We start from the raw sequence: 26,946 nt of genomic DNA, 5'->3' as shown, positions 1-26,946 counted from the left end.
CAGTCGATTGACGTTACGGACGACGCTCCCCTGATTGGTGCCATCGGGCCTTGGCAGGCCCGGCGGCAGGAGACTAGCAATGCAGAACGACGCGAACGTAGTGCCGCTGAACAAGGCGGCCCAGGGCCAGTCGCCGACTGCTATCCCCGGGCGCCTGCCCGCGGCGCTGGTCAACGTCCGTGACAAGGCTTCGGTGCAGCTGCGCCAGGCGCTGCAGGTGTTGTTCGACAATGCCGACGACACCCTCTTCGAGATGGCCGACCGCGCCACCAGCAACGCCGAGCAGAGCGCCTTCTTCGAGGCCATGCGCGACCTGCGCCTGAAGCGCAAGGGCATCGAGCGCGGCTTCGTGCAGAAATTCTTCGAAGGTTTCGCCAACCTCAACCAGTACCAGATCGGCAAGGCGCCGCAGCTAGACGCCGTCTCCTTCGACAACCTGTCGCTGGTGCAGAACGACGAACTGGAAGAGACCGTGGCGATGGACGCCATGGTCGGCAAGGTGCTCAGCCGCGACGGCCTGGCCCTGGGCCACCTGACCACGCGCCTGAACACCCTGGTCAGCAACAAGGTCGAGGACAAGACCAACCCGCTCGGCCCGCGCCCGCTGTGCGAGGCCTTCCTCGAGGCCTGCCAGGGCCTGGGCGTGGAGATCAAGGTCAAGCTGATCGTCCTCAAGCTGTTCGAGAAGTACGTGCTTGCCGAGCTCGAGCAACTGTATGCCGAGGCCAACGAGATTCTCGTCGCCCATGGCGTGCTGCCGGAGCTGAAGTCCGCCCCCGTGCGCCGCCCGCCGCGTCCCGCCGTCGAGGCCCCTGCCAGCGGTGGCTACGCCGGTGCAGCTGCGCCGGCCGCCGCGGGCGCCTACTTGGATGCCGACAGCCAGGAGGCCTTCGGCGCCCTGCAGGAGCTGATGTCCCAGGTCCGCGGCAGCCTGGCCGCGCGCCGCCAGGTGCCCGCCGACGCGGTGCCGATTTCCAGCAACGACCTGATGCGCCTGCTCTCGCACCTGCAGGACCACCTGCCGGCCCAGGGCATGGACGAGGTGGACGTGCGCCACCACCTGGACCACCTGCTCACCCGCGTCAGCCACAAGAGCGGGCGCTCGCGGGTGGTGGGGCAGGTCGACGAGGACGTGATCAACCTGGTGTCCATGCTCTTCGAGTTCATCCTCGACGACCGCAACCTGCCGGATTCGCTCAAGGCCCTGATCGGCCGCATGCAGATCCCCATGCTCAAGGTCGCGGTGCTGGACAAGACCTTCTTCAGCCGCGGCAACCACCCCGCCCGGCGCCTGCTCAACGAGATCGCCTCGGCGGCGCTCGGCTGGGCGGAACAGACCGACCTGCAGCGCGACAGCCTGTACCAGAAGATCGAGCAGGTGGTGATGCGCCTGCTGAACGACTTCGTCGACGACACGGCGATCTTCGGCGTGCTGCTGGAAGACTTCATCGCCTTCACCGGCGACGAGCGCCGCCGCAGCGAACTGCTCGAACAACGCACCCGCGACGCCGAGGAAGGCCGAGCCCGCGCCGACGCGGCCCGGCACGAGGTGGCGCAGGTGCTCAACCAGCGGCTGTTCGGCCGCACCCTGCCCGAAGTGGTGGTGCGCCTGCTGCGCGAGGCCTGGAGCAAGGTGCTGCTGCTGACCTGCCTGAAGCACGGCAGCGACTCGCAACCCTGGCGCGACGCCGTGGCGACCATGGATGACCTGATCTGGAGCGTCGAGCCCCACGAGGATCCGGAGTCCCGCACGCGCCTGCTGGAAATGGTGCCGCAACTGCTCAAGTCGCTACGCGAGGGCCTGACCAGCGCGGCCTTCGATCCGTTCTCCACCGGCGAGTTCTTCAGCCGCCTGGAGAGCCTGCACGTGCAGGCCTTCCAGCGCTTCAAGCAGGCGCAGGAAGCGGCGGCCGACGACGACCTGCTCGATGGCATTCCGCTGCTCGACGAGGCTGTCGAGGCGCCTGCGGCCCAGGCTAGCAGCCAGCCGGAAATGGTCGCCGTGGTGGAGGAAATCGTCCTGGCGACGCCCGGCGAGGAGCGCGTGCCTGAGCCGGAAGAGCTGCTGGCGGACGACGACGAGTCGCTGCGCAAGGTCGACGAGTTGCGCGTCGGCAGCTGGGTGGAAATCCTCGAGGATTCCGAGCACAAGCTGCGTTGCAAGCTGGCCGCGGTGATCAAGCCGACCGGCCGCTACATCTTCGTCAACCGCACCGGCATGAAGGTGCTGGAAAAGACCCGCATGGGCCTGGCCGTGGAATTCCGCCGCAACGCCGTGCGGCTGCTGGATGACGCGCTGCTGTTCGACCGGGCGTTGGAGTCGGTGATCGGCAACCTGCGGCGGTTGAAGAACGGCTGAGCCAGCCGCCTCCTGGGGACTGTGTAGGAGCGCGCCCTGCGCGCGAATCGCGGGCAGGGCCCGCTCCTACAGGGGATGCCGGGCGTCACATCGAACCCGTACGGCGTATAACCGTTCACGGTTATACGCCCGATCGAGCGAGCAGGCCTGCGGCCCCCTCACCCTAACCCTCTCCCGGAGGGAGAGGGGACTGTTCGGCAGACGCTGGTGTTCCTGAGTCAGCCGGCTACCGGCTGAGACCAGGCCTTCTCTCGGCACGGACAAGCCCCCTCTCCCTCTGGGAGAGGGCTGGGGTGAGGGAGCGGAGTCAACCCAACGCACCAGCGCCCCCGGGAAACACGGTTCGCGAGCAAGCTCGCTCCTACGAAAAGCGCTTCGGCGCAGTCGACAAGACTGTCGCTCCCGCACCGCAGCGGCCGTTCTCTTCCGCCGCAAGCTGCTTTAGAGTGGGCCCAATCAAGGAGCCCCTATGCAGTTCGATCCCCGCAGCGGCTGGTGCCAGGGCGTCAGCCACTGTCCTTCGCCCAATTTCAACGCCCGCCCGGAGGGGGAGGTGGTCTCCCTGCTGGTGATCCACAACATCAGCCTGCCGCCCGGGCAGTTCGGCACCGGCAAGGTGCAGTGCTTCTTCCAGAACCGCCTGGATGCCGACGAGCACCCCTATTTCGCCGACATCGCACAGATGACGGTGTCCGCGCACTTCCTCATCGAGCGCGATGGCAGCGTGTTCCAGTTCGTCTCCTGCAACGACCGCGCCTGGCATGCCGGCGTGTCGCGCTTCGACGGCCGGGAGAACTGCAACGACTTCTCCATCGGCATCGAGCTGGAAGGCACCGACGATGAGCCCTACAGCGATGCGCAATATGCCGCCCTGGCGGAACTGGGCCGGCAGCTGCTGCGGGCCTACCCGGCCATCACCCCTGAGCGCATCCAGGGCCACAGCGACATCGCCCCGGGGCGCAAGACCGATCCCGGCCCGGCTTTCGACTGGCAGCGTTTCCTCGCTGCCCTCTGCAAGGAGTCGACATGAGTTTCCTGGTACTGCTGCTGGCCCTGCTGGTAGAGAAGTTCTCCGGCTGGCGCGCGCGCCTGCAGAAGGATGGCCCCTGGCTCGCCTGGCTGGGCCTGGTGCAGGGGCTGCCGGGCGTGGCGGCGCGGCCCTGGCTGGCGCTGCTGGTGGCCCTGCTCGGGCCCTTGCTGGTGCTGGCGCTGGTCCTGACCTTGCTGCAGCCGCTGGCCTACGGCCTGCTGGCGCTGCCGGTGCACCTGCTGGTGCTGATCTGGAGCCTGGGCCGCGGCGACGTGCACCAGGCCATGGGGCCGTTCCGCGACGCCTGGCGCCGCGAGGACCTGCAGGGCGCCTACCACGTCGCCGAGCGCGACCTGGGCGTGCAGGCCGATTCCGATGCCGAGCTGTTCGCCCAGGTCCAGGGCATGCTGGTGTGGCAGGCCTTCCAGGGCTTCTTCGCGGTGATCTTCTGGTACGCCCTGCTGGGCCCGGCGGCGGCCCTGGCCTATCGCCTGCTGTCGCTGACCGAGGTGCACCTGGGCCGGGGCTCGGGCCTGGGCGAGCGGGCCGCGCTGCTGCGCCATGCCTTCGACTGGCTGCCGGCGCGGGCCTTGGCGCTGAGCTTCGCCTTCGTCGGCAACTTCGTCGCCGTGGCCCGGGTGCTGCTGCACCACCTGCTGGCCTGGGACTACCCGGCGGCGCGCCTGCTGGCCCAGGCCGCCTGCGTCGGCGAGGACCTGTGCGACGCCACTCCCGGCCCGGCCGGGGTGGCCAGCCTGGATGCGCTCTGGCAACTGCTGGTGCGCACGGCGGTGCTCTGGTACGCGGCCTTCGCCCTGTGCGCGATTTTCCTCTGAGTACCGCACGTCGCCACTGATGGCGTTTTAACCTTAAGTTACAGAACGTCCCGCCGATATCGGGTACACAGGAGCCTGCGCCAAGCGCGGGCTCACCGCCCGCTTCGGCCATCCCACACAAGAACAACAACGGGAACAGGAGACGTCTTACGTGAAGACCGTGCTCTATCCAGCTATCGCACTGATGAACCGCCTGAGCTTCGGCATGAAGTTCAGCCTCATCAGCGTGCTCTTCTTCCTGCCGATGCTGGTGACCAACTTCTACCTGGTGCGTGATTCCTACCGCCAGTTCGTCAGCACCCGCGCCGAGCTGCAGAGCCTGCAGCTGATCGCCTCGGGCATGCAGATCCGCCGCGACGTCGAGGCCTACAACGACCTCCTGCAGATCAACATCGGCATCGGCCAGACGCGCACCACCGGCGACCTGGACAGCCGCATCGGCCAACTGCAGCAGCGCCTGCACGCGGCGCTTTCGGCGCTGCAGCCGGTGGCGCGGGACAGCGAGCAGGTGGCCGCCTTCACCGCCAAGCGCGACGAGCTGCTCGCCGCCCTCAAGGCCGTGGAGACCGAGGGTTCGATGCAGAGCAAGGCCGGCATGGCCATGCGCCTGCTGAGCAACGTGCAGATCTTCAACAAGCTGCTGGCCACGCAGTCCGGGCTGAGTCAGGACGACAGCGCCGAAGTGCGGCAGATGGCCGACCTGATCAGCAGCGTCACCCCGGCGGTCACCGAGACCATCAGCCGCGGCCGCGTGCTGGGCACCGCGGCGCTGGGCCAGGGGTTCCTCAATTCCTCCACCAGCAGCAAGCTCGACGACCTGCTGCAGGACCTGGAGAAGCTCCACGCCGAATACGCCCTGAAGCTGCAGGAGGCGCTGGGCGCCAGCAGCGCGGCGCAGCAGGCGCTGGCCGGCGAGGCCGAGGCCAGCCGCGAGACGCTCAAGAGCCTGGGCAAGCTGATCGAGGACAAGGTGGTGATGGCCGACTCCCTCGACCTGCCCTGGGCGCAGTTCTACGACCAGGTCAGCCAGGGCATGGACAAGACTTACCAGCTCAACGACAAGGTGCTCGGCTACCTCGGCGGCCAGCTGGAGCAACGCCTGACCGGCAAGCAGGCGCAGATGGTCCTGCTGGTGGTGGCGCTGCTGGTGGTGTTCCTCGCCATCGTCTACCTCTACGGCGGTTTCTACGTCTCCACCCGCTCTACGCTCAAGAGCCTGGGCGCGATGATGGAGCGCGTCGCCGCCGGCGACATGACGGTCAACTACCAGGCGCAGAGCCGCGACGAACTGGGCGAGCTGGGCCAGGCCTTCAACGAGACGGTGCGCCGCGTGCACGACCTGATCGAGCAGGTGGGCCGCACCGTGGCCGAGGTGGAACGGCAGACCGGCCGCGTGGAAGTGGTGTCGGCGCAGAGCAACCAGGCGGTGGCCGGCCAGCGCAACCAGATCGAGCAGGTGGCCACGGCGATGAACCAGATGGCCGCCACGGCCCAGGAAGTGGCGCGCAGCGCCGCCGCCGCGGTGGGCAGCGCGCAGAGCGTGAACCAGGAGACGGTCAGCGGCCGCGACCTGGTGGAATCCCAGGTGGGCAGCATCCAGCGCCTGGCCGCGGAGATCGACCAGTCGGTGGAAGTGATCAACCAGCTGGCCGCCGACAGCGCCTCCATCAGCCGTGTGCTGGACGTGATCAAGGGCATCGCCGAGCAGACCAACCTGCTGGCGCTCAACGCCGCCATCGAGGCGGCGCGGGCCGGCGAGCAGGGCAGGGGCTTCGCGGTGGTGGCCGACGAGGTGCGCACCCTGGCCAAGCGCACCCAGCAGTCCACCGAAGAGATCGAGCAGATGATCTCGCGCCTGCAGAGTGGCGTGGGCGCCGCGGTGAAGGCCATGGGCAGCAGCCACCAGACCGCCGATGGCACCGTCAGCCAGTCGGCGCAGGTGCAGCAGGCGCTGGACAACATCCTCGGCGCGGTGGGCATGATCGTCGACCAGAACCAGCAGATCGCCGCGGCCGCCGAGCAGCAGACCACGGTGGCCCACGACATCGACCAGAACATCGTGCAGATCAACCAGGCCGGCGAGCGCACCGCCCTGGGCGCCAACGAGACCGAGCGCGCCAGCCGCGAGCTGTCCGAGCAGGTGGTGGAGCTGAAGCGGCTGATCGGCGCCTTCAGGGTCTAAAGGGTTTCACCAGCAGCCCGGCACCCGCGCGAGCGCAAGGATGCTTCCCCATCTCGCGGGTGCCGGGTTGTCGGTGGAAGAGAGTGTTTGTCGTAGGAGCGAGCTTGCTCGCGAAGAGGTCTGGCGCTTGGTGTCCAGTCGAAGAGCGCCCTCTCCCTAACCCTCTCCCTGAAGGGAGAGGGGACCGTTCGGCGTGCTCGGGTATTTCGGAGTTAGCCGGCTAGCGTGATGGTTTCCGGCTGAAACCAAGCCTTCTCTCGGCACGGACAAGCCCCCTCTCCCTTCAGGGAGAGGGCTGGGGAGAGGGTTGCGGACCTCAACACAGCTCCGGGGCCAAACCTGCCACCGCTCCAGCTACCCAACCTCCCACCCAAACACCTCCCCCGCATTCCGCGTACTAACCTCCGCCAACTCCTCCGCACTCACCCCCCGCAACTCAGCCAGCGCCTCGCAGATCGCCGGCAGGTGCTCCGGGCTGTTGCGCTGGCCGGGGAACATCGCCGGGGCCATGTCCGGGGCGTCGGTTTCCAGCACGATCGACTCCAGCGGCAGTTCCGCCACCGTCTTGCGCAGGCGGTTGGCCTGGGGCCAGGTGGGCGCGCCGCCCAGGCCCAGGCGGAAGCCCAGCTTGATGTACTCGCGGGCTTCCTCGCGGCTGCCGGCGAAGGCGTGGACGATGCCGCGGCGCGGCGGGCGGAAGCGCTTGAGGGTGGCGATCATCGCGGAGTGGGCGCGGCGCACGTGGAGCAGCACCGGCAGCTCGCAGTCGATGGCGATGCGCAGCTGTTCCTCGAACAGCGCCTGCTGCGCCTCCCGGTCCAGGTCCTCGAGGTAGTAGTCCAGGCCGATCTCGCCCACCGCGCACAGCTTCGGGTGGCCGGCCAGGCGTTGCAGGTATTCGCGCAGGTCGCGCAGGTGTTCGGGGCGGTGCTGCGCCAGGTAGATCGGGTGCAGGCCCAGGGCGGCGTAGAGCGCGTCGTTCTGCTCGGCCAGTTGCAGCACCCGCTCCCAGTTCTCGCGGAACACCCCCAGCAGCACCTGGCGCTCCACGCCGAGCCTGGCGCAGCGTTGCAGCAGGGCGGCGCGGTCGGCGTCGAAGTCCGGGAAGTCGATGTGGTTGTGGGTGTCGACCAGGCGCATGGCGGTCACCCGGCGCGCAGCTTGAGGGTGCGCGGGATGGGGTGCACGCCGGGCTGGTAGTGCTCGTGTTCCACGGCCTCCAGGGCCAGCTCCAGCGCGCGGGCGGCGATCAGCGCGTGCTGCTGGGAGATGGCGTTGACCTTCAGCGGCACGAAGTCGAGCAACTGGGTATCGCCGAAGGTGCCCAGGCGCAGGTCGCTCGGCCAGCCGCCGGGCAGCGCCTGGAACACGTCGAACACGCCTTCGAGCAGCACGTAGGAGGTGGTGATCAGCGCGTCCGGCAGGTAGCCCAGGCGCTGCAGCAGGCCTTCCATCAACTGGCGGCCGCACTCGCGGCTGAAGCTGGCGCCCTGTTCGATGAAGCGCTCGCCGCCAAAGCCCTGCAGGGCCTGTTCGAAGCCGGCGCTGCGTTCCTGGCTAATGATCAGCTCCGGGCGGGCGCCGAGCAGGGCGATGTGCCGCGGCGCGGGCTGCAGCAGGGTGGCGGTGAGGCGCTGGGCGGCGTCGCGGTCGTCGCTGACCACCGAGCAGAAGCGCCGCGGGTCCAGCTGGCGGTCGATGGCGATCACCGGCACGCCCTTGTCCAGCAATAGCTGGTGGCTGTCGTCGTCGGCCGACAGGCAGCTGGCCACCACCAGGGCGTCGCAGCGCCGCGCGCGGAACAGGTTCAGGGCCTGGCGCTCGCTTTCCGGCTCGTCGTCGGAGCAGGCGATCAGCAACTGGTAGCCGCGGGCGCGGGCGCCCTGTTCCAGCAGCTTGGCGATGCGCGCGTAGCTGGGGTTCTCCAGGTCCGGGAGGATGAAGCCGAGGGTGCGCGTCTGCCCGCGGCGCAGGCTGGCGGCCTGCTGGTCGGGGTGGTAGCCGTGGGCCTCGATCACCGCGCGCACGCGCTCCACGGTGGCCGCGCTGATGCGCCGCTGCACGGCCTTGCCGTTGATGACGTAGCTGGCCGTGGTCACCGAGACCCCGGCCAGACGGGCGATATCACTGAGTTTCAACACATACCCCGGCACTGCTGACTGACAACTGGAGGCTTCCAAGGATCACGCATTATCGGGTAACGTGCCAGTCTCAATAGGTGAAACGATTCAGCAAAAGCTGTCCCCCTGCCTGCGGCCACTATGCTGGTCACCAGGGACAGCCTCGCTGTTCACCCCAACAAGCGGATAACCGCCCCGTTTCGGCAGCCCGGCTTTCCTCCCGGGCCAGCCGCTGAGGAGAACGATGTGCTCGAACTGACCGCGCAGCAGGTCCGCATGCAACAGCGGGCCGCGGACAAGCCGGCCGCCCTCGAACTGCTCTGCCAGGCACTGGAGGCCGACGGCCTGGTCGAGCCGGGCTACCTCGCCGGGCTCAAGGCCCGCGAGGCCCAGGGCTCCACCTACCTCGGCCAGGGCATCGCCATCCCCCATGGCACCCCGCAGACCCGCGACCTCGTGCGCCGCACCGGCGTGCGCCTGCTGCATTTCCCCGAAGGCGTGGACTGGGGCGACGGGCAGATCGTCTACCTGGCCATCGGCATCGCCGCGCGTTCGGACGAGCACCTGAACCTGCTGCAACTGCTGACCCGCGCCCTGGGCGAGGGCGACACCGGCGCGGTGCTGCGCGAGGCGCAGGATGCCGAGCAACTGCTGAAGGCCCTGAGCGGCGCCCCGCAAGCCCTGGCCCTGGACGCGCAACTGGTGGCGCTGGGGCAGGGCGCCGAAGACTCCGACGAACTGCTGCTGCTAGCCGCGCGCCGGCTGAAGGCCGCCGGCTGCGTGGAGAGCGGCTTCCTCGCCGCGTTGCAGCAGGGCGAGGCGCTGCCGCTGGGCGAGGGCCTGTGGTGGCTGGGCGGCGGTGAGAAGGTCAGCCGGCCCGGCCTGGCCTTCGTCACCCCGCAACGCGAACTTCAGCACGCCGGCCAGCCCCTGCGCGGGCTGTTCTGCCTGGCCGAGCGTGGCGATGCGGCGCGAACTGTGCTGGAGCGCCTGTGCGACCTGCTGGTGGATGGCCGCGGCGCCGAACTGGCCCGTGCGACTTCGGTGCGCGCCGTGCTGGAGGCCCTGGGCGGCGAGCTGCCGGTGGACTGGCCGAGCCTGCGCGTGCCCCTGGCCAACCCCCATGGCCTGCATGCGCGGCCGTCGCAGGTGCTGATGCAGATGGCCCGCGACTTCGACGGCGAAATCCGCGTGCGCGTCGCCGACAGCGAGGCTGCGCCGGTGTCCATCCGCAGCCTGAGCAAGCTGCTCAGCCTGGGCGCGCGGCGTGGCCAGGTGCTGGAGTTCTTCGCTGAGCCGGCGATCGCCGAGGCGGCGCTGCCGGCCCTGCGCGAGGCAGTGGAGCAGGGCCTGGGCGAGGAAGTCCTGCCGCTGGCGGAAGCGCCCGTGGAACCCGAGGCGCCTGCCGAGCCGGAAGCGCCCTTGCCCGAACTGGTCCGGGGCGAGTGGCTGGACGCCATCGCCGCCGCCCCGGGCATCGCCAGCGGCCCGGCGCACCTGCAGGTGGAGCCGAAATTCCACTACCCCGCCCGCGGCGAATCCCCCGAGATCGAGGCGCAGCGCCTGGCCGAGGCCAAGGCCGCCATCGCCACGGAGATCGAGGCCCTGGTGGAGCACAGCCGCAGCAAGGCGGTGCGCGATATCTTCGTCACCCACCAGGCGCTGCTCGACGACCCCGAACTGGGCGCCGAAGTGGCCGTGCAACTGGCCGACGGCGCCAGCGCCGAAGCGGCCTGGCACGCGGTGATCGAACGGGCCGCCAGCCAGCAGGAGGCCCTCGGCGACGCCCTGCTCGCCGAGCGCGCGGCGGACCTGCGCGACCTCGGCCGCCGGGTGCTGGCGCGCCTGTGCGGGGTGAGCCTGGCCACCGAGCCGGCGCAGCCGTACATCCTGGTGATGGACGAGGTCGGCCCCTCCGACGTGGCGCGCCTGGACCCCGAGCGCGTGGCCGGCATCCTCACCGTGCGCGGCGGCGCCACTTCGCACAGCGCCATCATCGCCCGCGCCCTGGGCATTCCTGCCCTGGTCGGCGCCGGAGAAGGGATGCTGGCGCTGCCGCCGGGCACGCCGCTGCTGCTCGACGGCGAGCGTGGTCGCTTCGTTGTGGCGCCTACCCATGAAGTGCTGGAGCAGGCCCTGCGCCAACGTGAGGAGCACCAGCGCCGCCAGGCCCTGGCCGAGGCGCGCCGGCATGAACCGGCGCGCACCCGCGACGGCCATGCGGTGGAAGTCTGCGCCAACCTCGGCGACAGCGCCGGCGCCGCCCAGGCCGTGGAACTGGGCGCCGAAGGCGTGGGCCTGCTGCGCAGCGAGTTCGTCTTCCTCGACAGCCCGCGCGCGCCGGACCTGGCGGCCCAGGAAGCCGAATACCGCCGTGTGCTCGACGCCCTCGGCGGCCGTCCGCTGGTGGTGCGCACCCTGGACGTGGGCGGCGACAAGCCGCTGCCGTACTGGCCGATCCCGGCCGAGGCCAACCCCTACCTGGGCGTGCGCGGCATCCGCCTGACGCTGCAGCGCCCGCAGATTTTCGAGACGCAACTGCGCGCCCTGCTGCAGGCCGCCGCCGGGCGGGCGCTGCGGATCATGTTCCCGATGGTCGGCCAGGTCGAGGAATGGCGCCGGGCGCGCGACCTGGCGCTGGCCCTGCGCGAGGAGTACGACTGCGCCGACCTGCAGCTGGGCATCATGGTCGAGGTGCCCTCGGCGGCGCTGCTGGCGCCGGTGCTGGCGCGCGAGGTGGACTTCTTCAGCGTCGGCACCAACGACCTGACGCAGTACGCCCTGGCCATCGACCGCGGCCATCCGACGTTGTCCGCCCAGGCCGACGGCCTGCACCCGGCGGTGCTGCAACTGATCGACATGACCGTGCGCGCCGCCCATGCCCACGGCAAGTGGGTGGGCGTGTGCGGCGAGCTGGCCGCCGACGCCCAGGCGCTGCCGGTCCTGCTGGGGCTGGCGGTGGACGAGTTGAGCGTGTCCGCGCGCAGCATCCCGCTGGTGAAGCAGGGCGTGCGCGAACTGGACCTGGGCCGGGCCCGCGAACTGGCCGCCGCCGCCCTCGGCCTGGCCTCGGCGGCGGAGGTCCGCGCCCTGGTGGCGCGGGCCCTGGGGGAGGCGCGCTGATGGCCCGCATCCTCACCCTCACCCTGAACCCGGCGCTGGACCTCACCGTGCGCCTGCCGAGCCTGGAACTGGGCGCGGTGAACCGCAGCGAGGCGGTGCTGGCCCAGGCCGCCGGCAAGGGCCTGAACGTCGCCCAGGTGCTCGCCGACCTTGGCCATGAGCTGAGCGTGGGCGGCTTCCTCGGTGCCGACAACGCGGAGGCCTTCGACGCGCTGTTCCGCCGCCGCGGCTTCCGCGACGCCTTCGTCCGGGTGCCGGGCGAGACGCGCAGCAACATCAAGCTGGCCGAGTGCAGCGGGCGCATCACCGATCTCAACGGCCCCGGCCTGGAAGTGGATGCCGAGGCCCAGCGGCGTCTGCTGGAGGGCCTGGACGAACTGGCCGCCGATCAGGATCTGGTGGTGGTGGCCGGCAGCCTGCCGCGCGGCGTGCAGCCGCAGTGGCTGTATGAGCTGCTGCTGCGCCTGAAGCGCCTGGGCCTGCGCGTGGCCCTGGACAGCAGCGGCGAGGCCCTGCGCCAGGGGCTGGCGGCCAAGCCCTGGCTGGTCAAGCCGAACGCCGAGGAGCTGAGCGAGGCCTGTGGCCCGGCGGGTGAGGGCGGCGTCGATGCCCAAGCCCGCGCCCTGCGCGCCGGCGGCATCGAGCACCTGGTGCTTTCCGAGGGCGCCGAGGGCGTGCGCTGGTACGGCCCGGACGGGCTGTGGCAGGCGACGCCGCCGAAGGTCGAGGTGGCCAGCACCGTGGGCGCCGGCGACTCGCTGCTGGCGGCCATGGTCGACGGCCTGCTCGCCGGCCGGCCCGCCGAACAGGTGTTGCGCGAGGCCACCGCGGTGGCCGCCCTGGCCGTGACCCAGTTCGACTTCGGCATCGCCGACCGCGAGCGCCTGGCCCGCCTGCAGGCGCAGGTGGCGGTGCGCGCGCTGGATTGATCCGCCCGCCCGCAGCGCCGGGCGGAGCCATAACAAGAGGTACGACGATGAACCTTGCCCTGATCACTGCCTGCCCCAACGGCCAGGTCACCAGCCTACTCAGCGCGCGCCTGCTGCGCGCCGCCGCCGAACGCCTGGGCTGGTCGGTGTGCGTCGAGAGCAACGAGCCGCAGCGCCCCGAGCAGCGCCTGAGCGCCGAACAGATCGGCGCGGCCGACCTGGTGCTGGTGGTCAGCAGCCAGCCGCTGGACTTGTCCCGCTTCGCCGGCAAGCCGCTGTTCCAGGCGCGACCGGCCGAGGCCCTGGCCGAGCCGGCGGCCTTTCTGCAACGCGCCGCTGCTGAGGCGCAGCCCTGGCAAGGCACGCAGGCCGAGGCCAAGGCGGTGCGGGTAGTGGCGGTGACCGCCTGCCCCACAGGCGTGGCGCACACCTTCATGGCCGCCGAGGCGCTGCAGCAGGCCGCCGAGCGCCTGGGCTGGCAACTGCGGGTGGAAACCCAGGGCTCGGTGGGCGCGCGCAACCCGCTGTCGGCCGAGGACATCGCCGCCGCCGACGTGGTGCTGCTGGCGGCCGACATCGAGGTGAACGCCGAGCGCTTCGCCGGCAAGCGCATCTTCCGCTGCGGCACCGGCGTGGCGCTGAAGCAGCCCGAGGCGACCTTGCGCAAGGCCCTGGAGGAAGGCGCCACGGAAAGCGCCGTCGCCGCCGCTGCGCAGAAGCCGGGCAAGGGCGAGGCGCGCGGGTTGTACAAGCACCTGCTGACCGGCGTGTCGTTCATGCTGCCGATGGTGGTGGCCGGCGGCTTGCTGATCGCGCTGTCCTTCGTGTTCGGCATCCAGGCCTTCAAGGAGCCGGGCACCCTGGCTGCGGCGCTGATGCAGATCGGCGGAGAAAGCGCCTTCAAGCTGATGGTGCCGATGCTCGCCGGCTACATCGCCTGGTCCATCGCCGACCGCCCGGGCCTGGCGCCGGGGATGATCGGCGGCCTGCTGGCCAGCAGCCTGGGCGCGGGCTTCCTCGGCGGCATAGTGGCGGGCTTGCTGGCAGGCTACTCGGCGCGCGCGGTGAGCCAGTGGCTGAAGCTGCCGCAGAGCCTGGAGGCGCTCAAGCCGATCCTGCTGATCCCGCTGCTGTGCAGCCTGTTCACCGGGCTGGTGATGATCTATGTGGTGGGCCAGCCGGTGGCCGGGCTGATGAGCGCGCTCACCGACTTCCTGGCGGGAATGGGCACGGCCAACGCCATTCTCCTCGGCCTGCTGCTCGGCGGCATGATGTGCGTCGACCTCGGCGGGCCGATCAACAAGGCCGCCTACGCCTTCTCCGTGGGCCTGCTGGCCTCGCAGAGCTACGCGCCGATGGCGGCGACCATGGCCGCCGGCATGGTGCCGCCGATCGGCATGGGCCTCGCCACCCTGCTGGCCCGGCGCAAGTTCGCCCAGAGCGAGCGCGAAGCCGGCAAGGCTGCGCTGGTGCTGGGCCTGTGCTTCATCTCCGAGGGCGCCATCCCCTTCGCCGCCAAGGACCCGCTGCGGGTGCTGCCGGCGAGCGTGGTGGGCGGCGCGCTGACCGGGGCGCTGTCGATGTACTTCGGCTGCAAGCTGCTGGCGCCCCATGGCGGGTTGTTCGTGCTGCTGATTCCCAATGCGATGAACCATGCGCTGGCGTATCTGCTGGCGATCGTCGTGGGGAGTGTGGTGACGGGGGTGATTTATGCGGTGCTCAAGCGGGATGAGGTGCAGGGGATGGTGGGGGTGCCTGGGCGGGCATAGGTTGGGGGTTCAATCGCGGACGGAGTCCGCTCCTACGGTGGTGCCGTCCTGCGTAGGGGCTGGATGGGGATTGATTTTCGTAGGAGCGAGCTTGCTCGCGAACCGTGTCTGCCGGCGGGGGCTGGTGTTCATCCCGAAGAGCGCCCTCTCCCTAACCCTCTCCCTGAAGGGAGAGGGGACCGTTGGGCAGGCGCTGGTGTTTCGGAGTTAGTCGGCTAGCACGGAGTTTCCGGCTGAAACTAGGCCTCCTCTCTGCACGGACAAGCCCCCTTTTCCTTCAGGGAGAGGGAGCCATTGGACAGGCGCTGGTGTTCTGGAGTCAGCCGGCTAGCACGGAGTTTCCGGCTGAGACCAGGCCTCCTCTCGGCACGGACAAGCCCCCTCTCCCTTCAGGGAGAGGGCTGGGGAGAGGGAGCGGAGTCAACCCAACGCACCAGTGCCCCCGGGAAACATGGTTCGCGAGCAAGCTCGCTCGCCCCTCAGGCGCTGCGCCGCAACGGCTGCTCCTGCGCCGGCACCGGCAGCCGGTGCGAATCCCCCCGGCCCATGGCGAAGTATTCGAAGCCATAGCGCGCCATCCGCTCCGGATCGTAGAGGTTGCGCCCGTCGAAGATCACCGGCGCCTTCAGGCGGCTGGCCAGCAGCTCGAAGTCCGGGGCCTTGAATTGCTGCCACTCGGTGCAGACCACCAGGGCATCGGCGCCGCCCAGCGCCGCTTCCGGGGTGCCCATCAGCGTCAGGCGTTCGTCATGGCCGTACAGGCGCTGGGCCTCGGGCATGGCTTCGGGATCGAAGGCGCGGACCTTGGCCCCGGCCGCCCACAGCGCCTCCATCAGGGCGCGGCTGGGGGCGTCGCGCATGTCGTCGGTGTTGGGCTTGAACGATAGGCCCCAGAGGGCGAAGGTACGGCCCTTGAGGTTGTCGCCGAAGTAAGCGCTGATGCGCTCGAACAGCTTGTGCTTCTGGCGCTGGTTGATGGCTTCCACCGCGCGCAGCAGGTCGCTGGAGCAACTGGCGTCGTCCGCGCTGTGGATCAGGGCCTGGACGTCCTTGGGGAAGCAGGAGCCGCCGTAGCCGCAGCCGGGGTAGATGAAGTGGTAGCCGATGCGCGGGTCGGCGCCCATGCCCTGGCGCACCGCTTCGATGTCGGCGCCCAGGTGCTCGGCCAGCTCGGCGATCTGGTTGATGAAGCTGATCTTGGTGGCGAGCATGCAGTTGGCGGCGTACTTGGTCAGCTCGGCGCTGCGCAGGTTCATGCACAGGATGCGGTCGTGGTTGCGGTTGAACGGCTCGTAGATCTCGCGCATCACGTCCAGCACCTCGGGACGCTCGCAGCCGATGACGATGCGGTCGGGGCGGCGGCAGTCGGCCAGGGCCGAGCCTTCCTTGAGAAATTCCGGGTTGGACACGATATCGAAGTCCAGGCTGCGGCCATGCTGGCTCAGCACCTTGTGGATGTGCGCCTTGACCAGGTCGCCGGTGCCCACCGGCACCGTGGATTTCTCGACGATCACCACCGGCGCCTTGCGGTGCAGGGCGATGCCCTCGGCCACCGCGAACACCGCGCCGAGGTCGGCCGAGCCGTCGGCGAGCGGCGGCGTGCCGACGGCGATGAACTGCACCAGGCCGTGGGCCGCGGCCACCTCCACCTCGCTGGTGAAGCGCAGGCGGCCGGCTTCCAGGTTCTCCTTCACCAGCTCGGCCAGGCCGGGTTCGTAGATGCTCACCTGGCCGCGCTGCAGCTTGGCGACCTTGGCCTGGTCGATGTCCATGCAGACCACGTCGTGGCCCACTTCGGCCATGACCGCGGCCTGCACCAGGCCGACGTAGCCGATCCCGAATACGCTGATTTTCATGGTTGTGTCCTGGTTACAGGTGGTTCGAGTGCGCCGGTCCACTGCCGCCCTGGCTTGGGCCAGCATGCCGGTGCTTCGTTACGGTTCTTTTGCCGCGCGGCGCGTTGATGGTCAGCACGCCGGCGATCACCAGGGCCACGCCGAGGGCGCCGCGGGCGTTCAGCGGTTCGCCGAAGCCGGGCAGCGCGGCGGCGCCCAGGTAGACCAGGGCGTAGCTGATGCTCAGAAGCGAATAGGCGCGGCCCAGCGGCAGGTGGCGCAGGGCGCCCAGCCAGCACAGCAGCGACAGCGCGTAGGCCAGCACGGCGGCGGCGAGCATCCCCAGCAGTGGCAGGTGGTAGGTGCTCAGCGCTTGCAGCCACTGCGCCGGCTCGGGCAGGCGCACCATGGCCCAGCGCATGCCCAATTGGGCGCCACTGACCAGGCCTACGCTGCCCAGCGCCAGGGCGAAGCCGGTGACGCGGCTCATGCCTGCGCCCCCAGCAGCGCCACGCCGGCGCCGATCAGCAGGATGCCCAGCCAGTGGCGCGCATCGACGCTTTCGCCGAAGAGCAGGCGCGCGGCCAGGGTGACCAGCACGAAGTTCAGGCTCAGCATCGGGTAGGCCAGGCCCACCGGCAGGCGCTGCAACAGCAGCAGCCAGAGCAGCAGGGCGGCGCCCAGGCAGGCCATGGCCAGCAGCAGCCAGGGCGACAGCAGCTTGCCCGCAAGGCCGAGGCTGCGTTCGCCCCAGCCGTCCACGGCGAGCTTCTGCGCCACCTGGCCGAGGCAGGTGAGCAGGCACACGGCGGCGAGCAGCACGGCGGTCATGGCGCTGCCTGCGGGATCAGCAGGAACACCAGGTGGTTTTCCCGGTAGCTGGTGACGTCCCGCGGCATCAGCGCCAGCTCGGCTTCGTCGCCGGGGCTGTTGACGCGCAGGATCACGCCCACCGGCCCCTTGCGGCGCGCATTGGCGAGCCAGGCGGGGAAGCCTTCCAGGCTCAGCGAGCGGCCCTGGGCGTCGGGGTAGCCGAGGCCGTACTTGAGCTCGCCCTCGGTGTTGAGCAGGAACACCTCGCTGCGCCCGGTGCGCCAGGCCAGCGCCGAGGCGCCGCCCAGGTCGTTGCTCAGCAGGGTGCGGGCGCTGGCCAGCTCCTCCAGGTGCTGGGCGATGAACTGGTCGGGCATCTTGCTGTTGACCATGCGCTCGGGCATCGCTGCCGGCGCCGCAGCCACCAGCAGCCAGGCGGCCAGCGCCGGCGCGGCCCACAGTTGCTGCGGGCGCAGCCATTGCAGGGCGCCGCACAGGGCCCAGAGGGCGCAGACCAGGCCGATCAGCAGCAGGCTCGGCAGTTGCTGGTGGTACAGCGCCTTCTTCGCCTGCAGGAATGCCAGTGCGGCCAGGCCGAGCAGGCCCAGCAGCAGGTTCAGCGCGCCGTTCAGGCGCAGCGCCCGCAGGCGCCCGCTCTCCAGGGCGCTGGCCAGGGCATCGGCCATCAGCAGGGCCAGGGGCGCGAAGCAGGGCATGATGTAGGTCGGCAGCTTGCCCTTGGCCAGGCTGAAGAACAGGAAGGGCATGGCGAACCACAGCAGCAGGAACACCGCGTGGGGCGCGCGGCGCGCCTGCCAGCCGCGCTGGAAGGCGGCGGGGACCAGCAGCGTCCAGGGCGCCGCGCAGGCGAACAGCAGCGGCACGAAGAACCAGAACGGCCGCGCGTGCTGGGCGTCGCTGCCGGCGAAGCGCTGGATGTGCTCGTGCCAGAAGAAGAAATGCCAGAAGTCCGGCTCGCGCAGGTGTACTGCCAGCACCCAGGGCAGGCTGGCCAGCAGCGCCACCAGCACCGCCAGCGGGCCGAGCAGGAAGAGTTCGCGCAGGCGCCGGCGCCACAGCGCGTAGGGCAGCGCCACCAGCACCGGCAGCAGGCCGGCGAGGAAGCCCTTGGTCATGAAGCCCATGGCGCAGGCCGCGCCCAGCGCCACCCAGGCGCCGAGGCGGGCGCGGGGCGAGGTGGCCTCGAAGGCGAACCACAGGGCGAACAGGCTCAGGTTCACCCACAAGGTGAATTGCGGGTCGAGGTTGGCGTAGCCGGCTTGCCCGGCGATCAACGCGAAGCTGGCGTAGAGCAGCGCGGCCATCCACGCCCGGCCCGGCTGCGGCCACAGCCGCCGGCCCAGCAGCCAGACCAGCAGGGTGCTGCAGGTGCTGACCAGCACCGAGGCGAAGCGCACGCCGAACAGGTTCTCGCCGAACGCCGCCTGGCCGAGGGCGACCAGCCAGTAGCCGGCGATGGGCTTCTCGAAGTAGCGCAGGCCGAGGAAGTGCGGCGCTACCCAGTCGCCGCCATGCAGCATGTCCTGGGCGACCTGCGCGTAGCGCGTCTCGTCGGGTATCCACAGGCCGTGCAGGCCCAGCGGCACGAGGAAGAACAGGACCAGCACGGCCCCGGCCAGCAAGCTATAGCGCCGGTTCATCGCTGTACGCCCAGCCAGCCTTCGCGGCCCGCCAGGCTGCCGCGGCGCAGTTCGCCCAGCGGCAGCGTCGCCGGGTCGGCCGGCAGCAACTGGCCGAGGGAGCGGAAGCGGATGCCGCCCTCGCGGGCATGGCCCAGCAGCGCGCGGAAGGCGTCGGCCATGACGATGCCTTCCACCTCGGCGTGCACGGTGTAGACGTTCAGCGCCTGCGGGCGGAAGCGAGCCATGATGAAGTCGTTGAAGGCGTCGGCGGAAAGGTCCGGGCCCACCACCTCGTCGAAGGTCGGCAGGTCCACCGGCACCTGCGGGGTGCCCGGGCGGCCGTCGGCCAGGCGCGGGCGGAACGGCGAGGCGCCGCGGCAGTCGCTGTTGTAGCGGAAGCCGAAGGCCTCCTTGGCCTGCACGGTGCGCTCGTCGGCGCGCCAGCCGGCCACCGCCGAGCAGTCCACGCGCTGGCCGAGGATGTCGCTGAGGCTGTCCACGCCCAGGGCGATCTGCCGGTGCAGTTGTTCGGCGCTCCAGTGGCCGGCGTTGGCCTGCCAGCCGTGGTGGTCCCAGGCGTGCAGGCCGACCTCGTGGCCGGCGGCCAGGGTGCGCCGCATCAAGGGGCCGAGGTCGCGGCCGATGGGCCGGCCGGGCCAGGCGGTGCCGGCCAGGAGGATGTCCCAGCCGTACAGGCTGGCGGCCTTCGAACGCAGCATCTTCCACAGGAAGCGCGGCCGCGCCAGGCGCCACAGGTGGCGGCCCATGTTGTCCGGGCCGACGCTGAAGAAGAAGGTCGCCTTCACCCCCGCCTCGTCGAGCAGCTCCAGCAGCCGCGGCACGCCGTCACGGGTGCCGCGGTAGGTGTCGACGTCGATGCGCAGCCCGGCCTGCATCAGCTGGCGACCCTCAGCTTGCCGGCCTGCTGCTGCTCGGCGATGGCCTCGCGCAGGAAGAAGTCGAGGGTCTTGGCGATGGTCTCGCGCATGTGCACCTTCGGCTCCCAGTCCAGCAGGCGGCGGGCGTTGTCGATGCTCGGTTTGCGGTGCGCCACGTCCTGGTAGCCGTCGCCGTAGAAGCTGCGGCTCTCCACCTCGCGGAAGCCGGCGAAGGGCGGGAAGTGCGCGCGCAGCGGGTGGGCCTCGAACTGGCGCAGCAGTTCCTCGCCCAGCTCGCGGATGCTCGCCTCGTTGTCCGGGTTGCCGATGTTGACGATCTGCCCGTCGCAGCGCCCGCCGTCGTTGTCGACGATGCGCGCCAGGGCCTCGATACCGTCGTCCACGTCGGTGAAGCAGCGTTTCTGCGCGCCGCCGTCGACCAGGCGGATCGGCGTGCCTTCCACCAGGTGCAGGATCAGCTGGGTGATGGCCCGCGAACTACCGATGCGCGCCGAGTCCAGGCGGTCCAGGCGCGGGCCCATCCAGTTGAACGGGCGGAACAGGGTGAAGCGCAGGCCCTTCTGGCCGTAGGCCCAGATCACCCGGTCGAGCAGCTGCTTGGACACCGAGTAGATCCAGCGCTGCTTGTTGATCGGGCCCACCACCAGGTTGGAGCTGTCCTCGTCGAAGCTGGCGTCGCTGCACATGCCGTACACCTCGGAGGTGGACGGGAAGATCACCCGCTTGCCGTACTTCACGCAGTAGCGCACCAGCTTGAGGTTTTCCTCGAAGTCCAGTTCGAACACGCGCAGCGGGTTGCGGGTGTATTCGATGGGGGTGGCGATGGCTACCAGCGGCAGCACCACATCGCACTTCTTGATGTGGTACTCGATCCACTCGGTGTGGATGCTGATGTCGCCCTCGACGAAGTGGAAGTCCGGGTTGCTCTTCAGCCGTTCGATGGCGTCGGAGCCGATGTCCAGGCCGTACACCTCGTAGTGGCCGTCGCGCAGCAGGCGCTCGGAGAGGTGGTTGCCGATGAAGCCGTTGACGCCGAGGATCAGCACCCGCGTCTTGCGCCGGGGCTTGCCCACCGCGTGCAGCCGCGAGCCGGTCACCAGGCCCATCTCGCGGGCCAGTTGCGCGCCGGCGAGGAACAGCCCGGCGTCGCCCTGCTGGCCGGCGACTACCTCCAGGCTGTCTTCGCCGCAGGCGATGCGCAGCGGCTCCACACTGAGCACGGCGCCGGCCGGGCGGCCCTGGTTGCCGGGCACCACCTTCGACTGCCAGACGATCAGCTTGCGCTCGCCCACCGGGGCGAAGGCGCCGGGGTAGGGCTGCGTCACCGCGCGCACCAGGTTGTGCAGCTCGCCGGCCGGGCGGCGCCAGTCGAGCAGGCCGTCGGCGGGGGTGCGGCGGCCGAAGTAGCTGGCCTGGCTTTCGTCCTGCTCGCGCTCGACGAAGTCGCCTTCGAGCATCGCCGGCAGCAGCCGGTCGAGCAGTTCGCCGGCGGCCTCGCGCAGCTTGCCGTGCAGGCTCAGGGCGGTGTCTTCGGCGTCGATGGCCACGCGCTGCTGGGCGATGATGGCGCCGGCGTCGGGGCGCTTGACCATGCGGTGGAGGGTCACGCCGGTCTCGCTTTCGCCGTTGACCAGCACCCAGTTGGCCGGGGCGCGGCCGCGGTAGCGCGGCAGCAGCGAGCCGTGCAGGTTGAAGGCGCCGCGGCGGGCGCAGGCCAGCAGTTCCTCGCCTAGCAGGTGGCGGTAGTAGAACGAGAAGATGAACTGCGGCTGCAGCTCGCGGATGCGCGCGATCCACAGCGGATGGTTGACGTCCTCCGGGGCGTGCACCGGGATGCCGCGCTGCGCGCACAGCTGCGCCACCGAGCCGAAGAAACGGTTCTCCCGCGCGTCGTCGGCGTGGGTGAACACCGCGTCGATCTGGTAGCCGGCGGCCAGCAGGGCTTCGATGCCGGCGCAGCCGATGTCGTGGTAGGCGAATACGAGGGTCTTGGCGCTCATTGGGCTAGGGACTCGACGGCAGGGGTAGGGGAGATCGACGCGGTGCTGGCGGTGGGCAGGGCCGCGCCGCGCGCCACGCGCTCGATGAAGAAGCGCGGGCGGGCGCGCACGTCGTTGTACATGCGGCCCAGGTACTCGCCGAGCAGGCCCATGCCGACCAGCTGCACGCCGCTGAACAGGAAGAGGATGGCGAACAGCACGAACAGGCCGTTGCCGGCCCAGGCCGCGCCGAACAGCAGGCGCAGCACCAGCAGCAGGGCGCCGAAGGCGGTGCCGGCCAGGGCCATGCCGGCGCCGACCAGGCTGAGCAGGCGCAGCGGGCTGGTGGTCATGCAGGTGACCAGGTCGAACATCAGGTTGACCAGGCGCAGGAAGCCGTACTTCGACTCGCCGTGCTCGCGCTCGGCATGGCCGACGACTATCTCGCTGGTGTGGCGGGCGAAGCTGTTGGCCAGGATGGGGATGAAGGTGCTGCGCTCGCGGCAGGCCAGCATCGCCTTGACGATGCCGCGGCGGTAGGCGCGCAGCATGCAGCCGTAGTCGCTCATGGCCACGCCGGTGGAGCGCTGCACGGCCAGGTTGATCAGCTTCGACGGCCAGCGGCGCAGGGCCGAGTCCTGGCGGTTGCCGCGCACCGTGCCGACCACGTCGTAGCCCCTGGCGGCCTGCTCGACCAGGCGCGGGATTTCCTCCGGCGGGTTCTGCAGGTCGGCGTCGAGGGTGATCACCAGGTCGCCGCGGCACTGCTCGAAGCCGGCCATGATCGCCGCGTGCTGGCCGTAGTTGCGGTTGAGGATGACCGCCAGCACGTGGCTGTCGGGCGCCTCGGCGGCTTCCTGGAGCAGCTCGGCGGAGCCGTCGCGGCTGCCGTCGTCGACCAGCACGATTTCGTAGGCGCGGCCGAGCTGGTGGCAGGCGGCGTCGGTGCGGCGCAGCAGTTCGGGCAGGCTGTCCTGCTCGTTGTACACCGGGATGACCACGGAGACGCAGTCGATGGCATAGGGTTTCACGGGTTCACCGAAGAAGGGTTTCGCAGGCCCCGACCACGCGCTCCAGGTCGGCGTCGGTCATGTCGGGGAACAGCGGGATGGAACACAGGCGCGCCGAGTTCCATTCGGTGGCGGGCAGGCTGACGCCGGGGAAGCGCTGGCGGTACCAGGTGTGCAGGTGGGTGCCGATGAAGTGGATGCCGCTGCCGATGCCGCGCTGCTGCAGGGCCTGCATGAAGGCGTCGCGATGCATGCCGCAGGCCTGCTCGTCGATGCGCAGGATGAACAGGTGCCAGGCGTGCTGCTGCGGGTAGCCGGGCACGCTCAGCGGCTGCACCGGCAGGTGCGCCAGGCGCTCCAGATACTGCGCGGCGAGTTCGGCGCGGCGGGCGTTGAGGGCGTCCAGGCGCTCCAGCTGTATCAGGGCGATGGCGGCGTTGATGTCGGTGAGGTTGTACTTGAAGCCCGGCTCGATCACCTGCGCCTGGGGCTTGCGGCCGTGGCTCAGGCGGTCGTAGGCGTCCACCCCCAGGCCGTGGAACTTCAGGGTGCGCACGCGGTTGGCCAGGGCCTCGTCGTCGCTGACGAACATCCCGCCCTCGGCGCAGGTCATGTTCTTGATGGCGTGGAAGGAGAAGATCGCAGTGCCGCGTGAACCGACGTGGCGGCCACGGTAGCGGGTGCCGGCGGCGTGGGCGGCGTCCTCGATCACCGCGATGCCGTGTTTTTCGGCCAGGGCGTAGAGCGGGTCGAGGTCGAAGGCGGCGCCGGCGTAGTGCACCGGGATGATCGCCTTGGTGCGCGGGGTGATGGCCGCCTCGATGCGCGCGGCGTCGGTCATCAGGGTGTCGCGGTCGACGTCGACGAACACCGGCGTGGCGCCCAGCAGGCAGATCATGTTGGCGGTGGACACCCAGGTCTGCGACGGGGTGATCACCTCGTCGCCCGGGCCGATGCCCAGCGCCAGCAGGGCGATGTGCATGGCGCCGGTGGCCGAGGCCACGGCCACGGCGTGCTTGCAGCCGACGTAGTCGGCGAAGCGCTGCTCCAGCAGCTGGTTCTGCGGGCCGGTGGTGATCCAGCCGGAGCCGAGCACCTGGCTGACGGCCTGGATTTCCTCGACGCCGATGCTGGGCCGGGAGAAGGGGAGGAACGCGTTGTCCATGCGGGTCACGGGACTGTGGCCATTGAATGCATCCATGCTCGCCGAGCAATCGTTAAGAACCCGTTATGAGCATGTTCGGAAAATGTCGGCTGGCCGCCTGCACCGTCCCGGGGCGGCGAAAAAACGCTGACCTGGGCCGCCCGGCGCCTTTCGCCAGAGTCTTCGGCGCTTGCCGCGCAGGGCGCCGAAAATGGGCCCGCAGGCCGCGGCCGCTCTATTCCGGGGCAAATTGAACGAGCGCTCGATTTGGCCGGAAAACACTGTTGAACACTCGTTCATTCGTGGTTATGGTGATGCCACGCCCCGCCGCCGAACGCCGTTCCAGCCGCGGGTTCTCCGTCATTCGGGTGAGGTCCGTGCATGCGTTATTCGTCGCTTGTGGACAGGATGGTCGGGCCAGGCGCAGCCGCCTGGGATATCCACTACGCCGCCGTGGCGGCGCAACGCGCCGGGGAGGACGCGATCGTCCTCAGCGTCGGCGATCCGGACTTCGCCACCCCGGCCTTCATCACCGACGCCGCGGTGGCCTCGCTGCAGGCCGGTGACACCCATTACAGCGACGTGGCCGGGCGCCCGGAACTGCGCCAGGCCATCGCCGACCTGTACCGGCGGCGCTTCGACCTGCAGGTGGGCGCAGACAGCGTCATCGTCCTCGCCGGTGCGCAGAACGCCCTGTTCGCCGCCGTCCTGTGCCTGCTGGAGGCCGGCGACGAAGTCATCGTCTTCGACCCGGTCTACGTCACCTACGAGGCCACCTTGAAGGCCACCGGCGCCAAGCTGGTGGCGGTGCCCACTCCCGCCGACAACGGCTTCCGCCTCGACGCGGCGGCCCTGGAAGCGGCCATCACCCCGCGCACCAAGGCGATCTTCTTCGCCAATCCGAACAACCCCACCGGCGTGGTCATGCGCCCCGACGAGCTGCGCGCCATCGCCACCGTCGCCGAGCGCCACGACCTCTGGGTGGTGGTGGACGAGGTGTACGAGGCGCTGACCTTCGAGCAGCCGCACCAGAGCTTCGCCGCGCTGCCGGGCATGGCCGCGCGCACCCTGAGCCTGGGCAGCCTGTCCAAGTCCCACGCCATGACCGGCTGGCGCGCCGGCTGGATAGTCGCTGAGCCGAAGCTGGTCGGGCACATCGAGAACCTGGCGCTGAACATGCTCTACGGCCTGCCCGGCTTCGTGCAGGAGGCCGCGCTGGCGGCGGTGCGCCGCCACGACGAGGTGGCCGCCGGGATGCGCGAGGTCTACCGCCGGCGCCGCGACCTGGTGCTGCGGCAGCTGGTGCGCAGCCCGCGGCTGAAGGTGCTGAGCCCCGAGGCCGGGATGTTCGTGATGGTCGACGTGCGCGGCACGGGCCTCAGCTCCCTGGACTTCGCCTGGCAGCTGTTCCGCGCCCGCGGCGTGTCGGTGCTCGACGCCGCCGCTTTCGGGCCCCAGGCCGACGGCTTCGTGCGGCTGTCCTTCACCCTGGCCGACGAGACCCTGGCCGAGGCCTGCGAGCGCATCCTCGCCTTCGTCGAATCCCTGCCCGCGGCCTCCCCTGTAGGAGCGGGCCCTGCCCGCGAATCGCGCGCAGGGCGCGCTCCTACACAGAGCGTACCGGCGCAGCCCGCCGGCAAACCCGTGATCGAAGTCCGTGACCTGCACAAGCGCTTCGGCCAGTTCGAGGTGCTCAAGGGCGTCTCGCTGTCGGCCCGCGAGGGCGGCGTGGTCTCGCTGATCGGCGCCAGCGGCTCGGGCAAGAGCACCCTGCTGCGCTGCATCAACATGCTGGAGGTGCCCAACGCCGGCAGCGTCAGCGTCGACGGCGAGATCATCCGCCTCGACCAGGACCGCCACGGCGAGCCGCGGGTGGCCGACCAGAAGCAGCTGACGCGGATCCGTTCGCGGCTGGGCATGGTGTTCCAGAACTTCAACCTGTGGCCGCACCGCACCGTGCTGGAGAACCTGATGGAGGCGCCGACCTTCGTCCTCCACGAGAGCAAGGCCGAGGCCCGCGAACGTGCCGAGGCGCTGCTGGCGCGGGTGGGCCTGGCGGAGAAGCGCAACGAATACCCGGCCTTCCTCTCCGGCGGCCAGCAGCAGCGCGTGGCCATCGCCCGCGCCCTGGCGGTGCGGCCGAAGGTGATGCTGTTCGACGAGCCGACCTCGGCGCTGGACCCGGAGCTGGTCGGCGAGGTGCTGCGGGTGATCCGCTCCCTGGCCGAGGAGGGCCGCACCATGATCCTAGTGACCCACGAAATGGCCTTCGCCCGCGACGTCTCCAGCCACGTGGCCTTCCTCCACCAGGGCCTGATCGAGGAGGAGGGCACCCCCGAGGAGGTCTTCGCGCGGCCGCGCAGCGAGCGCTGCCGGCAGTTCGTCAACGCGCACCAGAATCGTTGAACCGGCCGCCCCGCGCGGCCACCCGGGCAAGCTTCTAGCACGACAAACCACAAGAAAGCGGAAGGGGCATCATGAACAGACAGGGTCTTTGCGGTTGGTTGGCGGGTGCGGCATTGCTGGCGGCGGGCATGGCCAGCGCGCAGGCGGAGACATTGCGCTTCGCCCTGGCGGCGGAGCCCTACCCGCCGTTCTCGGTGAAGCAGCCGGACGGCCAGTGGACCGGCTTCGAGCCGGACCTGATCCACAAGGTCTGCGCCGAGATGAAGGCGCAGTGCGAGATCGACGAGGTGGCCTGGGACGGCATCATCCCGGCGTTGATGGCGAAGAAGATCGACGTCATCTTCAATTCCATGTCCATCACCGACGAGCGTGAGAAGCAGATCGCCTTCAGCGTGCCCTACTACGACACCCCGGTGGCGGTGGCCGCGCCGGCCGCCAGCGACATCACCATCAGCCCCGAGGGCCTGAAGGGCAAGGTGATCGGCGTGCAGATCTCCACCGTCAGCTCCAACTACCTGAAGAAGTACTACGAGAAGATCGCCGACGTGCGCTACTACGACACCCAGGACTCGGTGAACGCCGACCTGGTGGCCGGGCGCATCGACCTGATGATGGCCGACGGCATCGCCGTGAAATCCTTCCTCGACTCCCCCGACGCCAAGGCCGCCGGCATCGTCAGCAAGGGCGAGGTGCCCCACGACCCGCTGTTCGGCCGCGGCGTGGGCGCCGGCCTGCGCAAGGACGACACCGCGCTGAAGGCCAGGCTCGACGAGGCCATCGGCAAGCTGCTGGCCAGCGATGACTACAAGGCGCTGTCGGACAAGTACTTCGGCCTCAGCGTCGCGCCCAAGCAGCAGTGATGAGCCGGC

Annotated in this window: 19 protein-coding genes and 1 pseudogene; 10 read left to right on the top strand and 10 right to left on the bottom strand. The window is 70.0% G+C overall.

What is annotated here, in order from left to right; all coding sequences use genetic code 11:
* The first annotated feature begins 79 nt into the window (after positions 1 to 79).
* From M8R19_RS10920 to M8R19_RS33410, 5 genes and pseudogenes are all read left to right on the top strand, one after another.
* Complete coding sequence (locus tag M8R19_RS10920; protein WP_249917797.1) at positions 80 to 2,359, top strand: DUF1631 domain-containing protein; 2,280 nt, start codon at positions 80 to 82, stop codon at positions 2,357 to 2,359.
* A gap of 469 nt (positions 2,360 to 2,828) precedes the next feature.
* Positions 2,829 to 3,389, top strand: coding sequence for a 1,6-anhydro-N-acetylmuramyl-L-alanine amidase AmpD (gene ampD, locus M8R19_RS10915; protein WP_043318097.1), 561 nt, complete (start codon positions 2,829 to 2,831; stop codon positions 3,387 to 3,389).
* Positions 3,386 to 4,225 carry a regulatory signaling modulator protein AmpE gene (gene ampE, locus M8R19_RS10910; RefSeq protein ID WP_043318098.1) on the top strand — a complete coding sequence of 280 codons (840 nt, stop codon included), beginning with the start codon at positions 3,386 to 3,388 and terminating at the stop codon, positions 4,223 to 4,225. The genes ampD and ampE overlap by 4 nt, the downstream gene beginning before the upstream one ends.
* Positions 4,226 to 4,409: 184 nt before the next feature.
* A pseudogene (locus M8R19_RS33415) lies at positions 4,410 to 5,501 on the top strand (methyl-accepting chemotaxis protein); the annotation flags it as partial.
* A complete protein-coding gene (locus tag M8R19_RS33410) occupies positions 5,478 to 6,407 on the top strand; it encodes a methyl-accepting chemotaxis protein (RefSeq protein ID WP_370686607.1) in 930 nt (309 codons plus the stop codon). The pseudogene M8R19_RS33415 and the gene M8R19_RS33410, both read left to right, overlap by 24 nt.
* 354 nt (positions 6,408 to 6,761) lie before the next feature.
* Here M8R19_RS33410 and M8R19_RS10900 read toward each other — a convergent pair whose 3' ends face one another.
* Both M8R19_RS10900 and cra read right to left on the bottom strand, forming a co-directional pair.
* Positions 6,762 to 7,547, bottom strand: a complete 786-nt coding sequence (locus M8R19_RS10900) for a TatD family hydrolase (RefSeq protein WP_249917795.1) — start codon at positions 7,545 to 7,547, stop codon at positions 6,762 to 6,764.
* Between the two features lie 5 nt (positions 7,548 to 7,552).
* Positions 7,553 to 8,545: a catabolite repressor/activator gene (gene cra / locus M8R19_RS10895; RefSeq protein ID WP_249917794.1), complete on the bottom strand. Its 993-nt coding sequence runs from the start codon at positions 8,543 to 8,545 to the stop codon at positions 7,553 to 7,555.
* 228 nt (positions 8,546 to 8,773) lie between these two features.
* Here cra and ptsP point away from each other — a divergent pair, with 228 nt between their 5' ends.
* The 3 genes from ptsP to M8R19_RS10880 are packed head-to-tail and all read left to right on the top strand — an operon-like array spanning position 8,774 to position 14,348.
* A complete protein-coding gene (gene ptsP, locus M8R19_RS10890; protein ID WP_249917793.1) occupies positions 8,774 to 11,650 on the top strand; it encodes a phosphoenolpyruvate--protein phosphotransferase in 2,877 nt (958 codons plus the stop codon).
* Positions 11,650 to 12,579: a 1-phosphofructokinase gene (gene pfkB / locus M8R19_RS10885; RefSeq protein WP_249917792.1), complete on the top strand. Its 930-nt coding sequence runs from the start codon at positions 11,650 to 11,652 to the stop codon at positions 12,577 to 12,579. The genes ptsP and pfkB overlap by 1 nt, the downstream gene beginning before the upstream one ends.
* Positions 12,580 to 12,626: 47 nt before the next feature.
* The gene (locus tag M8R19_RS10880) at positions 12,627 to 14,348 is read left to right on the top strand and encodes a PTS fructose-like transporter subunit IIB (RefSeq protein ID WP_249917791.1); all 1,722 of its coding nucleotides are present in this window, start codon (positions 12,627 to 12,629) and stop codon (positions 14,346 to 14,348) included.
* Positions 14,349 to 14,827: 479 nt separating this feature from the next.
* Here M8R19_RS10880 and M8R19_RS10875 read toward each other — a convergent pair whose 3' ends face one another.
* Genes M8R19_RS10875 through arnB form a run of 8 tightly spaced genes read right to left on the bottom strand, consistent with a single transcriptional unit; the run spans position 14,828 to position 23,692 of the window.
* Complete coding sequence (locus M8R19_RS10875; RefSeq protein ID WP_249917790.1) at positions 14,828 to 16,204, bottom strand: UDP-glucose dehydrogenase family protein; 1,377 nt, start codon at positions 16,202 to 16,204, stop codon at positions 14,828 to 14,830.
* A 13-nt stretch (positions 16,205 to 16,217) separates the two neighbouring features.
* Positions 16,218 to 16,673, bottom strand: coding sequence for a 4-amino-4-deoxy-L-arabinose-phosphoundecaprenol flippase subunit ArnF (gene arnF / locus M8R19_RS10870; protein ID WP_249917789.1), 456 nt, complete (start codon positions 16,671 to 16,673; stop codon positions 16,218 to 16,220).
* On the bottom strand, positions 16,670 to 17,014 hold the full coding sequence (gene arnE / locus M8R19_RS10865; protein ID WP_249917788.1) for a 4-amino-4-deoxy-L-arabinose-phosphoundecaprenol flippase subunit ArnE: 345 nt from the start codon (positions 17,012 to 17,014) through the stop codon (positions 16,670 to 16,672). The genes arnF and arnE overlap by 4 nt, the downstream gene beginning before the upstream one ends.
* Positions 17,011 to 18,657, bottom strand: coding sequence for a lipid IV(A) 4-amino-4-deoxy-L-arabinosyltransferase (gene arnT, locus M8R19_RS10860; protein WP_249917787.1), 1,647 nt, complete (start codon positions 18,655 to 18,657; stop codon positions 17,011 to 17,013). The genes arnE and arnT overlap by 4 nt, the downstream gene beginning before the upstream one ends.
* A complete protein-coding gene (gene arnD / locus M8R19_RS10855; protein ID WP_249920163.1) occupies positions 18,654 to 19,538 on the bottom strand; it encodes a 4-deoxy-4-formamido-L-arabinose-phosphoundecaprenol deformylase in 885 nt (294 codons plus the stop codon). The genes arnT and arnD overlap by 4 nt, the downstream gene beginning before the upstream one ends.
* Positions 19,535 to 21,538: a bifunctional UDP-4-amino-4-deoxy-L-arabinose formyltransferase/UDP-glucuronic acid oxidase ArnA gene (gene arnA, locus M8R19_RS10850; RefSeq protein WP_249917786.1), complete on the bottom strand. Its 2,004-nt coding sequence runs from the start codon at positions 21,536 to 21,538 to the stop codon at positions 19,535 to 19,537. Before arnA ends, arnD begins: the two co-directional genes overlap by 4 nt.
* Positions 21,535 to 22,548: an undecaprenyl-phosphate 4-deoxy-4-formamido-L-arabinose transferase gene (gene arnC / locus M8R19_RS10845; RefSeq protein WP_249917785.1), complete on the bottom strand. Its 1,014-nt coding sequence runs from the start codon at positions 22,546 to 22,548 to the stop codon at positions 21,535 to 21,537. Before arnC ends, arnA begins: the two co-directional genes overlap by 4 nt.
* Before the next feature lie 4 nt (positions 22,549 to 22,552).
* Positions 22,553 to 23,692, bottom strand: a complete 1,140-nt coding sequence (gene arnB / locus M8R19_RS10840) for a UDP-4-amino-4-deoxy-L-arabinose aminotransferase (protein ID WP_249920162.1) — start codon at positions 23,690 to 23,692, stop codon at positions 22,553 to 22,555.
* Between the two features lie 360 nt (positions 23,693 to 24,052).
* On the opposite strand from arnB, the gene M8R19_RS33165 reads away from it, so the two are divergent.
* A complete protein-coding gene (locus M8R19_RS33165) occupies positions 24,053 to 26,077 on the top strand; it encodes an aminotransferase class I/II-fold pyridoxal phosphate-dependent enzyme (protein WP_283939455.1) in 2,025 nt (674 codons plus the stop codon).
* 71 nt (positions 26,078 to 26,148) lie between these two features.
* A complete protein-coding gene (locus M8R19_RS10825) occupies positions 26,149 to 26,937 on the top strand; it encodes a transporter substrate-binding domain-containing protein (protein WP_058488568.1) in 789 nt (262 codons plus the stop codon).
* Positions 26,938 to 26,946 lie beyond the last annotated feature (9 nt).

Origin of the sequence: Pseudomonas sp. R3.Fl (genome assembly GCF_023516765.1) — a bacterium.
GTDB classification, from domain to species: Bacteria; Pseudomonadota; Gammaproteobacteria; order Pseudomonadales; family Pseudomonadaceae; genus Pseudomonas; species Pseudomonas citronellolis.
This window is presented reverse-complemented; position numbering and strand designations above follow the sequence as displayed.